The sequence below is a fragment of the Candidatus Palauibacter irciniicola genome (assembly GCF_965208695.1).
In the GTDB taxonomy this organism is placed as follows: domain Bacteria; phylum Gemmatimonadota; class Gemmatimonadetes; order Palauibacterales; family Palauibacteraceae; genus Palauibacter; species Palauibacter irciniicola.
Genome location: NZ_OZ242352.1, coordinates 2242408 through 2254935 on the forward strand (window position 1 = coordinate 2242408; position 12528 = coordinate 2254935).

A 12528-nucleotide genomic window follows, 5' to 3' on the forward strand; every position below is an offset into this window, starting at 1 on the left:
ATTACCGCGTCAGGGTGGACCGATGGTGACCTCGCGGGTGCCCGGGGGGACATCGATGCGCTCGACGGTGCCTCCGGGCCAGCGGACTTCGATCGCCAGGGGGTCGCCCGAGAGGCCGAGAATCTGCAGTGGATCGTCGTGGGAGCCGGTGCCGGATCCGGCCCTCACCTCGCGGGCGGGTCCCCTGGTCCCGTCGGCGTACACCACGCGCAGGGCGGCCCCGATTCCATGGCGGTTCTCCGCCGTCCCGGCGACGCGGACGCGCAGGCCGGGCGAGGTTCCGGCGCCGCGGAACAGTCGCGCCGCGCCGCCGTTGATCCCCAGCACGAAATCGAGACGGCCGTCGCCGTCGATGTCCGCGGCCGCGGCGCCGCGCTGGTCTCCGTAGGCGGCGACCCCCGACTCCTGTCCCGGGATCGGGCGGAACCCGCCGCGCCCATCGCCCTCGAGCCACAGCCCCCGCCCCGCATCGTAGCGCGGTGTGTCCTCGTCCGTGGCGAAGAAGTTCTGGGACAGGAACAGGTCCTCGCGGCCGTCTCCGTTGGCGTCCGCCACCAGGACGCTCAACGACGGAGCCTGCTGCGCCTCGCGCGGCAGCGGCGCCGCCTCGAAGCGGTCGCCCCGGTTCAGGAACACCATGTGCCGCAGTTCCGCCGCCTCCATCCGACCCTCCGGCCACGCGCCGAGCACCTCGCTCACGTCCGCCTCGGCGTAGGCCGCGCGCGTCGGCATGCGCCCGGCCACCGGCGGGATGTGTTCGGCGAGCCGGCCCAGCGCACCCAGAGGCGCGGACGCGCCGAGCCGTTCGTCCCGCTGCGCCTCCACGAGGTCGAGGGTGCCGTTGCGGTCCACGTCGCCGAAATGGAGTTCGAGCGGGGCCCCGGCGGTCGGGCGGTACTCGGTGTTGTCCCCCCAGGAGACCGCCACCAAGTCCGGACGCCCATCGCCGTCGAAGTCGCCCGCGGACACGCCGTTCCAGCGCCCGGGGTGCTCGCCGAGCCCCACGTCTTCCGTGACGTCGGTGAACCGCCCCCGGTCGTTCCTGAGCAGCCGCACGGGACCCCACTCGATGGAGACGGCGAGGTCCGGGTCGCCGTCCGCGTCGTAGTCCGTGAACACGGCGCCGGTCACCATGCCCAGACGTTCGAATACGGCCGCATCCCGACGGTCTTCCTCGAAGCCACCCCCCGGACGGCCCCGGAAGACCCGGGAGGGGCCGGAAAGCGGGTAGCCGCCCGGCATGACCCGCGCGCCCGCGAAGAGATCGAGCCGTCCGTCGAGGTCGTAGTCGGCGACGGCCAGCGGGCCCACGGACCCCGATGACCCCGGCGCGACGCCGCGGTTGACCGGCGTCACCGCCACGCCGGCCATGGCGCCCGCGGGCCATGCGGCGGACACCACGGCCGGCACCTGCGTCGCCTCGGCCGGCGGCGCCTCGTAGCTGGACAGCCCGAGCAGCACCCGGGCCGTGTCCGCCGCCGGGAGCGGGATCACCGCGGTCTGGTCGACGGGCGCCCGCGGGCCGGCCAGCGTCACGCGGACCAGCGTCCCGCCGTCGTTCCGGAACAGCACCGGCGCCGCGCCGGCGCCCGAGCCCAGCAGCAGGTCGGGGTCCCCGTCGCCGTCGAGATCGTGCCACGCCACGCTCGGCCCCATCCGGGACAGCCGCAGCGGGAGCAGCGGCTGCCGCGCCGCCTCGGCGAACGGCGGCTCGTCGTGGATCGGCCCGAAGCGCTCGTCCAGTTCGAACCACGGCGCCGGCGCAGGGGCCGGCGCAGGCGTCGCCGTCCCGGCGCCCTCCGACGCCCCCGTTTCGAACACCTCGTACAGCCGGTTCGGGCCATCGACGCGTACGACCGACCGCCCCCCGCCGCGCCACTCCACGCCCAGCGTGCCCTCGGCGGCGTCTCCCATCGCGAACGAGACGAGCGCCTCCGAACCCGAGAGATAGCCGCCGCCCGCCGCGACCTCCTTCGTCTGGCGCGGCAGACCCTCGACTTCCAGCCACACCGTGGCGCCGACCCCGGCCGTGTTGGGCGCCTCTCCCCGCAGGCGGACGGCCAACCGGGGCGCCGCCGCGTCGTTGCGCAGCAGCAGGGCCGGGCGGTCGAGCCGGTTCACGACCGCGTCCAGGTCCCCGTCCCCGTCGAAATCCGCCAGCGCCGCCCCGTGCGACACGTCCGGCTCCGGCGCCACGCCCCACGCGCGCCCCACCTCCTCGAACCCGGCCCCGCCCAGGTTCCGGAACGCCACGTTGTGCAGCGGCAGCGGACGGTACAGGAGGGTGGACGCGCGCTCGCCGGAGAGGCCGGCCTCCCGAATGGCGATCTGCGTGTCCGCGTCCATGAGGTCCCGGATGTGGCCGTTCGGGATGAGGAGGTCCTCGAACCCATCCAGGTCCACGTCGAGGAAGAGCGCCGACCACGACCACCCGGACGCCTCGACCCCCGCCTGGCGCCCGATCTCCGCCCACGTGCCGTCCCCGCGGCTGGCGAGCAGCGTGTTGCGGTTCACCTGCTGCGCCCCGGCGGCCTCGCCCGGCGGCGTGTGCTCCACGCGCGACACCGGGTCCTGCGTCTTCCTCGACCGCGAGTCGCGGGCCAGCATGTCGAGCACGAAGACGTCCGCGTCGCCGTCCCGGTCGACGTCCGAGAAGTCCACCGCCATGGAGGAGGCGCTCGTCGTGGGCAGCGCGTGGGGCGGCGGCGGGCGGAAGGTCCCGTCCCCCCGGTTGATCCACAGCCGGTCGGGGCTGTGCAGGTCGTTCGCGACGTAGAGGTCCGGGTCCCCGTCGGCGTCCAGATCCCCGAAGCGGGCCGCCAGCCCCCATTCGGCAGGGGCGGCCTCCACCGGCGCGCCGGCGGCGTCGAGGAAGGCGCCGGAGGAGAACGGCACGTGCCGAAAGCCGCCGCCGTCTCCGCCGCCTTCGTTGAACTCGTTCAGGTAGAGTTCGTCGGCCTCCCCCCTCTCGAGCCGCACCACGCCGTCCGCCCGCCACGCCAGTTCGTAGTGGTCGGCGAACCGCTCCACGACCTCGAACTCCCGCCCCGTCCGTCGCACGGTATTCGGGAAGGCGACCTCGTCCCCGGGAAAGAGATCGAGGACGGAGCGGCTCTTGTAGCGCGTGAGATAGAGGTCCAGATCCCCGTCTCCGTCGATGTCGGCCAGCGCGCTCGACATCCCCCCGCGCGAGTCCAGCAGTCCGGCCTCCGCCGCCTCCGTGAACCGCCCCGACCCGTCGTTAAGGAAGAGGGACGTCGGACCCTCGATGGAGGTGAGCAGGAGGTCGAGGTCGCCGTCTCCGTCCACGTCGGCGAAGGTGGCGCCGGTCGAGAACCGGTCCCCCGCGGCGACGCCGCTCTCATCCGCCGCTTCCCGGAACCGCCAGTCCCCGAGGTTGATGTAGAGGGCGTTCGGGCCCTCGAGTCGGGCGAGGTAGATGTCGGGCCGGCCGTCCCCGTTCACGTCGCCCGCCGCAACCCCCGAGCCGTTGCCCCGCATCTGGTTCTCGATGAAGCTCGCGTCCGAGAGTGCGTTGCCGAAGTCGACCCCGGACCAGGTCGGCGGCACCGCGAGTGAACCCGGCGTCGCCGCCCTCCACCGCGAGCGGCCGCCAGCGGGCGCCGGGCACCTCGGTCCACTCCACCGGCTGCGCGGGAGCGGTGAAATCGGCCGGGCCGCAGGCGGCGACGACGGCCGGCAGAGCGCAGGCGACCCGACGGGCGCGGGCGCGGAGCCTCCGGGGCGCCCGCGCCAGGTGGCACGGAGCCGCCCGCGTGCCCGGCGGCCGGCGGCACGGCTCATGCAGCGGGAGAGACGCTCAGAATCCGGAGAGGATGGCATCCGCGCGGCCGACGAGGGCCCGGTTCAGGGACAGCCACGCCTCCACCGTCGCGGGATCCGCCCAGCCCGACGCGGCCGCCGCCGCCAGCCCCGAACCCTCCGGCCAGGGACGACGCATCGACGAACTCGAGCACGTCCTCGAAGGCGGAGAACACGGTGGGGTCCACCTCGGCCCCGATCGAGGCGAGACGCCCGGAGACGGCTCTCCACTCCGCCCGCGTCGCCGCGTCCGCAGCCAACTGGGGCAGGCGCACGGCACCGGCCAGCGAGCCGCCCAGCGGGTCGGCGGCGCCCGCCGACGCGCCCGGCACGATCCAGGTCACGATCTGCCCCTCGAGTCCGAAGCGCCGGAACTCCTGCAGGCGGTAGAAAAGGGCGAGGGCAAGTTCGCGCTGCAGTTGGGCCGATTCGTCCGCCTCCTGCGTGAGCCGCCCGAGCCGCTCGTCCTGCCGCTCCACCATGCTCGCCAGCAGGTCCGCGGTCTCGCCATCATCTCCTGAAGCCGCACCCCGCCCTCCACCGAGTGCAATCCCGGCGCCGCCCCCCACGACGAGGCCCAGCCCGAGACCCAGCGCCGCGGCGCGCGCCGGCTTCACGGCGAATCGGTCGTCGTGCGCGCGTCATCCTTCCCGGCGCCCTTCACGTAGCGGTCGAACCAGTCGATCCAGCGCGCCCACATGTCGAGGTTGTTCTCGATCGCGCGCGGCGTGTGCGACTCGAACGGGTACTCGAACAGCGCCGCCGTCTTCCCGAGCCCGGTGAGCGCCTGGATCATGCGCCTCGACTGGATGGGATAGGTGCCCGAGTTGTTGTCGTCCGCCCCGTGGTAGAGGAGGAGCGGCGTGTTGATCTGGTCCGCCTTGAAGAACGGGGACATCTCCATGTACACGTGGGGCGCCTCCCAGATGTCCCGCGGCTCGGCCTGGAAGCCCATCGGCGTGAGCGAGCGGTTGTAGGCGCCGTCCCCCGCGATCCCCGCCTTGAAGAAGGGCGTGTGCGCGAGGAAGTTCGCGGTCGCGAAGGCGCCGTAGCTGTGGCCGCCGTGCCCGATCCGGTCCATGTCGACGACGCCGAGCGCGTCCACCGCCCGGATCGCCGCGTACATCCCGTCGACCATGTTCGAGATGTAGTAGTCGTTGTAGTTCTCGCCCACGATCGGGATGTCGGGATAGACGATCGCGTACCCCTGGGTGAGCCAGATGTCGGACCAGCGCAGCCAGGTCAGGTTCGTGTACGCGTTGTGGTTGCGCGCGCGGATCGTCGCGTTGTCGAAGTCGTCCTCGCTCCGGTACTCGCGGGGATAGGTCCAGAAGACGGCGGGCACCCGCGTGCCATCGACGTAATCGACCGGGAGCGACACCCGCCCCTGGATCTCCAGCCCATCCCGGCGCGTGAACTCGAAGTCGATGCGCCGCGCGGCGGTGAGTTGCGGGAACGGATCCACGTTCCGCGTCAGGTTCTCCATCCCGCCGTCACGGGTCCACAGATGGCTGTCCGGGAACGTGTTCTTCCCTTCCCGGCTCACGACCATGCGCTCGAGATCGGCGTCGAGCGGCACGAGCGGCCGGTCGAAGCTGTCCCGCGACCCCTCGAACAGGCGCTCGGTGGCCCCGTCGGGGATCGAGAGCCGGTCGACGAAGGGCTGCGGCCGGAAGTCCTCCTTCAACCCGTCGCCGCGCAGGTAGGCGCTCGCCCCGTCCGCCGACACCCACGCGTACTCGAGCCCGTTCCCGGTGCGGGCCGTGAGAAGGTCGCCCGGCAACTCGACGGCATCGGCCGGGTCGTGGAACGGGACGAGGGTGTGTCCCTCCGGGTCGGCGCCCCCCAGCGCGTAGTGCACGAGCCCGGCATCGCCATCCCGCCGCACGTCGGCGAAGGCGTGGCGCCCGTCCGCGGAGTAGGTGACGCCCGAGATCCGGTCATCGCTCGTCGCCACGACCTCCGCATCGCCGTCGCCGAACGGGGCGCGCCGCAGCATGATGCGGTCGGGGCGGTCGTCGTCCCCGTCGCCCCCGTCTTCCGCTTCCGCGCGCTGCAGGTAGGAGATCCCGCTGCCGTCCGGACGCCACGTCCAGTCGCGCGGGTCCCCGCCCGATCCGCCGCCGCCCGGCCCGCCGCCGCGCGCGCTTTCCCGCAGTTCGCGTTCCTCCAGCGTGGCGAGCACGTCGCCGCTCTCCACCTCGATGACCTCGGTGACCCGCGGGAAGCTGGTGTAGCTCGCGATATAGGAGAAGGGACGCGCGAGGCGGGTAGCGATCACGTGCCGCCCGTCGGGACTCGACGACAGCGACTCGTACATGCCCGGCTCGCCGACGGCCCGCGGGGACCGGCCGGGCGCCAACTCCACGATCTGGCTGCGCGTGTAGTACTCGAACATGTCCGCGCCGTGCTCGTCCTCGAGCAGGAAGGGCATCGTGCGCGTCGGCGTGGCCTCCGCCCGCGTGTGACGGATCGTGGGGCCCGAGGGCAGCGCCGGAGACGACGGCGGGGATCCGCGGTCCGCCGGGGCCGCGAGGGTGAGGATCGAGCCCGCGGGCGTCCACTGCAGCATGCGCGAAGGCGCCGATCCCTGGCCGCGCGACGAGGTTCCGATGGAGGTGATCACGTGGCTGTCGCCGGCCGGCGTCACGCTGCCGTCGCTTGTCTCGGCGATCCAGACTTCCGTGCGCTCCTCCAGGTGGGCGAGGAAGGCGAGCCGCGAGCCGTCGGGCGACCACATGAGGTCGCTCACGTAGATCCCCTCGGGAAGGTCCACGTCGACGAAGGCGCGCTCGCTCAGCGAGTAGAATCGAAAGCCGTACAGGCCGTAGATGTCGAGGTGCCAGGGGCGGTCCGTGCGCGCCCGGATCTCGAGCATCCCGAGCCGCAGCGTCTCTTCCCCGACCTCGGCCAGCGTCGAAAGCTCCGTGGAGAGCGGCACGACGAAGTGATCGCCGTCCGGACTGATGTGGTCCAACGTCGCGTAGTTGGGGTCGGTCGCGAAGAGATCCTGCACCGTCGCATCGGGCAGGATGTACCCCTGCGAGATGTCGAGTCCGGCCTTCTCCTCCCCATCCTGCGCGGACAGCGACGGAGGCGCGGCGCCTGCCGACGCCAGAGCCAGAGCGAAGAGGACGGGAAAGCTGCGGAAGATCCTCATCATCGAACTCCCGGGACGAGGTGGGGATGGGCGAAGGTTCAAGCTGGACCCCCCCGACGACCCTTCGCAAGCGGGCATGCGCGGCGCGCCAGCCGCATTTACGTTGCGGCGGCCCGCAACCCCGGCCGTACCATCGAACCACCCCGACACGGGAGGACAAGTGAGGCTTCAGCCGCGCTCGCATCACCCCCGCCGGCCCCCAGGCGCGTGCCTGGCCGGTCTCGCCATCTGGCTCGGTTTCGGATGCCAATCGGCTCCTGCGCCGCTGACGGAGGAATATGCCGCGGCGATGCGCGACAGCGTATCGGCGACGCTCGAGGAGTTCCGGGCCATGGGAGTCGCCGGGGCATGGGAGGCCGCCGGCGACTTCTACTCGGACTCGCCCGCGTTCCGCTTCTACGAGAACGGGGAACTGCGTTACGAGTCGGCCGACGACGTGCGCGCCGCCCTCGCGGACCTCGGTTCGGGGGCGCAGCTCACGACGGAGTACTCGGATACGGACATCGAGCCGTTGGCGCCCGGCCTCGCCCAGGTCCGGTCCCGGTTCGAAAGCACGCTTCGCGGGGAGGACGGATCCGAAATCAGCTACGGGGGCGCGGTGACGATGCTGTGGGCCACGAGCGGGGAGGCTGGCGGATCCTGAGCGGCCACTCCTCGGCTCCGGTCCCGCGCGGAGGGCCGCAGCCCTAGCCATGCCGGACAATACTCCCCCGGCAAGCGGCGCCGCCTCCCGGGACGCCGTCGAGTCGCTCATCCGGCGGGGGATGGCCGCGCGGCGGGAGGACCGGCCGGACGAGGCGATGCGGCATATGAAGGCGGCCGTGGCGCTCGCCCGCTTCGGCGAGGACCCGCTCGCGCTCGCCCGTGCCCTTCACGGACAGGCGAACGTCGAACGCGACCTGGGACGGCTCGATGCCGCCCTCCAGCTGTACCTCGAAGCCGTCCCGCTCTGCCGGCGGGGGAACGACCCGCTCGTCCTCGCCCACACCGTGCGCCACCTGGGGGATGTCCTCCGGGAAATGGGCGATCTCAACGCGGCGCGGCGGTGCTACGCCGAGACGCTGGCGCTGTACCGGGCGGATCCGGACGCCCCGCCGCTCGATGTGGCCAATGCCGTGCGGCCCGCGGCCATCCTGTGCGAGGCGCTGGGCGAGGCCGGTGAGGCCCGGGCGCTGTGGCGCGAGGCCGGCGACCTGTACGGCCGGGCCGGCGTCGAGGCCGGCGTGTCCGAGAGCGCGGCCCGTCTCGAGCGGCTCGGCTGACATCCCGCCGGGGGCGACGCCCGACGCCCCTCCGTCTTGCCAGAGCCGGACGTTTCGACCACCCTGAATCGGTTTGGCGGTGTCGATCCGCCGCGAGGGAAAGTTCCGAGGAGGGCGCGCAAATGCTGCGGAATCATGGTCTGAACCGTCGGGCGTTTCTCAAGAGCACCGGAGCCACCGCCGTTCTGGGCGCCGTCGGCGCGCGTTCGGCGCTCGCGAGCGAGGTCGCCGCGAGCGAGGTCGCCCCGGTCGGGATCGGGGCTACCCCCGAGGAGTTCGACTTCGACGAGATCTACGACCGGCGCGGGAGCGACTGCGTCAAGTGGGATCGCGCGATCGAGCAGTTCGGCCCGGAGCTCGAGGTCGGCATGGGGATCGCCGACATGGACTTCCGCGCCGCACCGTGCATCACCAAGGCGATCGCCGAGCGCGCCGCGCATGAGAACTGGGGCTACCAGCACCGCGACAGTTCCTTCACCGACGCGGTCGTGGCCTGGAACCAGCGCCGCTACGACCTCGACATCGACCCATCGACGATCGTCTGGACCAGCGGCGTCCACCCCGGAATCATCGCGGGACTGCACACCTTCGCCCCTCCCGGCAGCCGGGTCCTCATGACGACGCCGACCTACAACGGCTTCTACTCGGACCTTCGCTTCGCGCGGAACGTCGCCGAGGACAGCGAGATGAAGGTGGTCGACGGCGTCTACGAGATCGACTGGGACGACTTCGAGCGCCGCGTGCAGCGGGTCCACGCCTTCGTCCTCTGCAACCCGCAGAACCCGACCGGAAACTGCTGGTCGGCGGAAGACATGACCCGAATGGGCGAGATCTGTCTCGAGCACGGCGTGCCCGTGCTCTCCGACGAAATCCACTGCGATTTCGTGACGAAGGGTCAGAAGTACACGCCGTTCGCCAGCCTCGACCCGAAGATCGTCGACAACAGCGTCACCTTCAAATCCAACAGCAAGACGTTCAGCCTCGCCGCCAACAAGGTCGCCTGGTACTTCTCGACCAACCCCGCCTTCATGACACGCCTGCGCCAGTACACGCGGGCCGACCTGAGCACGATCGGCATGGTCGCGGCCCGCGCCGCCAACAACGAAGGGGACGAATGGCTCGACCAGCTGCTCGTCTACCTCGACGGCAACCACGACCTCACCGAGTCCTACATTCGGGAGAACGTGCCGGGCGTGAAGTACACGAAGGCGCAGGGCACCTTCCTCGCCTGGCTCGACATGGGCGACCTGATGGACCGGATCGACGCGCAGGGGAAGGCGGACTACGAGAACCGGACCGCGGCGCAGCCGGTGTCGCCGGAGACCGTCCTGCAGCGCTGGCTGGCCGAGAACGCGCGCATCTATCTCAACAACGGGCCCAGCTACGGGACCGGTGGCGAGAGGCACATGCGGATGAACATCGCGACCTCGCGCACGCTCGTGAAGCGCGCCCTCGACAACCTGTCCAACGCCGTCGCGGAGCTCTAGCGGGAACGCGGCCGTAACGGAGAAGCCCGGCGTGACGCGCGCGGTCGCCTCCTTCGAGGTCACCGGATGGGACCAGGGGGAACCCGAATCCGACACCGGGGGACCGACCCTGTCGCACGCCACGGTGCTGAAGCGGTTCGGCGGGGACCTCGTCGCCGAAAGCGAGGCCCGGCTCCTGATGTGCCAGGCGGATGTGGCGGATATCACCGCGGGAGCGGGCTACATCGCCCGCGAAGTCGTGCGGGGAGCGCTCGACGGACGGGAAGGGACGTTCGTCATGCAGCACTGGGGGCTGAGCGCGGAGGGCCGCGAACGGACGGGTGGACAGATCGTGCCGGGGTCGGCGACCGGCGATCTGAAGGGACTGACGGGCTCGGTCGAGATCGCCGTCGACGGCGACGGAGCGCACACGCTGACGATCGACTACGAACTTCCGGACGCGTGAGGCGGCGGGAGGCGCCGCGACCCGGCGTGACGACTTGCCGCCCGCTTCCGGTTTTGACACCGTAACTTCAGCGCAATGCCGGGCGAGGCAGACCGGCGTTTCTACCTGAGAGGGATAGTACGATGAAAAGATGGTTCCCGATGCTTCCGGCGTTCCTCCTCGGCGCGGTGCTGGCGACGGTTCCCGCGCAGGTCGAGGCACAGTTCGACGAGGTCGGATCGATCACCTTCCCGACCTCCGCCACGGGCGAGGCCCAACAGCACTTCCTCCGGGGCGTGGCGATCCTGCACAGCTTCGGCTGGAAGCAGGCGCGGGAGCAGTTCCACGCGGCACAGGAACTGGATCCCGACTTCGCGATGGCCTACTGGGGCGAGTCGCTCGCCTACAATCACCCGCTCGTGTCCCAGATGGACCCCACCGAGCCGCGCAAGGCGCTGGAAAGGCTGGGCGCGACACCGGCCGAGCGTCTCGCGAAGGCGCCGACGGATCGGGAGAAGGGCTTCCTGAAGGCGGTCGAGATCCTGTGGAGCGAACAGGACCACGTCGACCGGCGCGTGGGATACATGGAGGCGATGAGAGACCTGTACGAGGCCTATCCGGAGGACTCGGAGATCGCGGCCTTCTACGCCCTGTCCCTCCTCAGCGCGACGTCGGCGACGCGCGACCTGAGCAACCGCTGGAACGTGATGGCGGGGACGATCGCGCTGCGCCTGTTCAACGCCAATCCGCTGCACCCGGGCGCGGCGCACTACACGATCCATTCCTTCGACAATCCGATCATGGCCCCGCTCGCGCTGGACGCGGCCTACGCCTTCGCGGACATCGCGCCGGCGGTTTCCCACGCGCGGCACATGCCGACGCACATCTTCATCCAGCACGGGATGTGGGAACGCGTGTCCGGCAACAACCAGTCGGCCTACGACGTGGCGCAGGAGCTGTGGCAGCCCGGCGACGCGGTGGGCGACGCGGTGCACTCGCTCGACTGGGGGCAGTACGGCGACCTCCAGCGCGGCGACTACGAGAAGGCGCGGCTGTGGATGGACCGGCTCGCGGACATGGTCGACAACGAGGGCTTCGCGACGACCGGCGGGGCGCGCGGCGCGGCCGGCATCGCGCGGGCGCAGGGCGCCGTCGCGCTCCTCAAGGCGCGCTACATCGTCGAGACCGAGCAGTGGGAGACGCAGCCGATCACGGAGGACTCCCCGGCGCACGAACTGCTGGCCACGGGACTCAGCGCCCACCGCATGGGCGACCAGGCGATCGTCACCGAGGCGGAGGCCGCCCTGAAGGAGCTGTCGGACGGCGACGGCTACACCCACGTCATGCACAAGCAGGTCGGAGCGCTGCGGCACGCGGCGATGGGGCACCCCGACGTGGCGATCGGTCTCATGGACGAGGCCGAGGCCGAGGTCATGAGCATGGCGCCCCCGCGCGGCTCGGCGAGTCCGGTGAAGCCCGTCCATGAACTGTACGGCGAGATGCTGCTCGAGCTCGGCATGCCGGAGAAGGCGGTCGACAAGTTCGAGACGTCCCTGCTCCGCATGCCGAACCGGCCGCGTTCGCTGCTCGGCCTGGCCCGGGCGCACGCCGCCAACGGCGACGTGGTGCTCGCCGCGGAGGCCTACGCGAAGGTCGCCGATCTGTGGAGCGGTCTCGCGCACGCCGGCCTCATGGAGGCCGAGGCCTTCCTGAACGAGGCCGAGAGCGAGGGGAACCCGGGGAACCGGTAGCGACCTCCCCCATCCACCGGGCCCCGTCGCGAAGGGGTCCGGGGCCGGATCCGGCTCAGTAGAGCGTGAGCAGATCCAGGATGGGGACCCTCAGTAGCGCCGACCGGCCCGTCCGGACCCTCACGAGCATGTCGAGGGTCTGGAGGGGCCGGAGTTTTTCCGCCGCCGCCAGCAGTTCCTGCGGGACGGCGATATAGACGAGGCCGTCCCCGGGATCGGGCGCCCGCGCGAGCAGGAAGGGTTCCCCCTCGTAGAAGTCGATCCGCTCCGGTTCGGCCCGCTCCAGCGACAGGAACCGGACCGTCCAGCGGAGGCGCGCGCCGGCATACTCATCCGGGTTCGCGCGCAGGGCGGCGGCCGAGACGCCGGTCAGGACGCCGCCGTCGACACCGACCGTATCGCCGTCGACCCCGCCTTCGCGCACCTGCGCGGCCGCAGGGGGCGCGTACCAGCACGCCAGGACGACGGGCAGGAGAAGCCGGCGTCGCAAGCGACCGCGGCGAGACGTTTTTCTGGTAAGGATCCGGTCCTCCACCTACATTCCTCGCGCCGCGACCCCGTCGTGAGACTCGTGAGACGGGGCCGTTTCCGTTCGAGATCCGACTCATCCAAGATATGGAAT

Annotated in this window: 9 protein-coding genes; 5 read left to right on the forward strand and 4 right to left on the reverse strand. The window is 71.4% G+C overall.

The window, feature by feature from the left end:
• Window positions 1-9: 9 nt before the first annotated feature.
• The 3 genes from ACOGI9_RS09760 to ACOGI9_RS09770 all read right to left on the reverse strand — a co-directional run bounded on the left by ACOGI9_RS09760 (window position 10) and on the right by ACOGI9_RS09770 (window position 6982).
• The gene (locus ACOGI9_RS09760; protein WP_419856941.1) at window positions 10-3570 is read right to left on the reverse strand and encodes an FG-GAP-like repeat-containing protein; all 3561 of its coding nucleotides are present in this window, start codon (window positions 3568-3570) and stop codon (window positions 10-12) included.
• A gap of 230 nt (window positions 3571-3800) precedes the next feature.
• The gene (locus ACOGI9_RS09765) at window positions 3801-4439 is read right to left on the reverse strand and encodes a hypothetical protein (RefSeq protein ID WP_419856942.1); all 639 of its coding nucleotides are present in this window, start codon (window positions 4437-4439) and stop codon (window positions 3801-3803) included.
• Window positions 4436-6982 (reverse strand): alpha/beta hydrolase family protein, encoded by a 2547-nt coding sequence (locus ACOGI9_RS09770; protein WP_419856943.1) that lies wholly within the window; start codon window positions 6980-6982, stop codon window positions 4436-4438. Before ACOGI9_RS09770 ends, ACOGI9_RS09765 begins: the two co-directional genes overlap by 4 nt.
• A gap of 289 nt (window positions 6983-7271) precedes the next feature.
• On the opposite strand from ACOGI9_RS09770, the gene ACOGI9_RS09775 reads away from it, so the two are divergent.
• From ACOGI9_RS09775 to ACOGI9_RS09795, 5 genes are all read left to right on the forward strand, one after another.
• Entirely contained in the window at window positions 7272-7625 is a 354-nt protein-coding gene (locus ACOGI9_RS09775) for a hypothetical protein (protein ID WP_419856944.1), read from the forward strand.
• 49 nt (window positions 7626-7674) lie between these two features.
• Complete coding sequence (locus tag ACOGI9_RS09780; protein WP_419856945.1) at window positions 7675-8244, forward strand: tetratricopeptide repeat protein; 570 nt, start codon at window positions 7675-7677, stop codon at window positions 8242-8244.
• A gap of 122 nt (window positions 8245-8366) precedes the next feature.
• On the forward strand, window positions 8367-9731 hold the full coding sequence (locus tag ACOGI9_RS09785) for an aminotransferase class I/II-fold pyridoxal phosphate-dependent enzyme (protein ID WP_419856946.1): 1365 nt from the start codon (window positions 8367-8369) through the stop codon (window positions 9729-9731).
• A gap of 31 nt (window positions 9732-9762) precedes the next feature.
• The gene (locus ACOGI9_RS09790) at window positions 9763-10176 is read left to right on the forward strand and encodes a DUF3224 domain-containing protein (protein WP_419856947.1); all 414 of its coding nucleotides are present in this window, start codon (window positions 9763-9765) and stop codon (window positions 10174-10176) included.
• A 122-nt stretch (window positions 10177-10298) separates the two neighbouring features.
• Entirely contained in the window at window positions 10299-11906 is a 1608-nt protein-coding gene (locus tag ACOGI9_RS09795) for a tetratricopeptide repeat protein (RefSeq protein ID WP_419856948.1), read from the forward strand.
• A gap of 55 nt (window positions 11907-11961) precedes the next feature.
• Here the strand turns inward: ACOGI9_RS09795 and ACOGI9_RS09800 are convergent, their stop codons facing one another.
• Window positions 11962-12396, reverse strand: coding sequence for a hypothetical protein (locus tag ACOGI9_RS09800; protein ID WP_419856949.1), 435 nt, complete (start codon window positions 12394-12396; stop codon window positions 11962-11964).
• Window positions 12397-12528 lie beyond the last annotated feature (132 nt).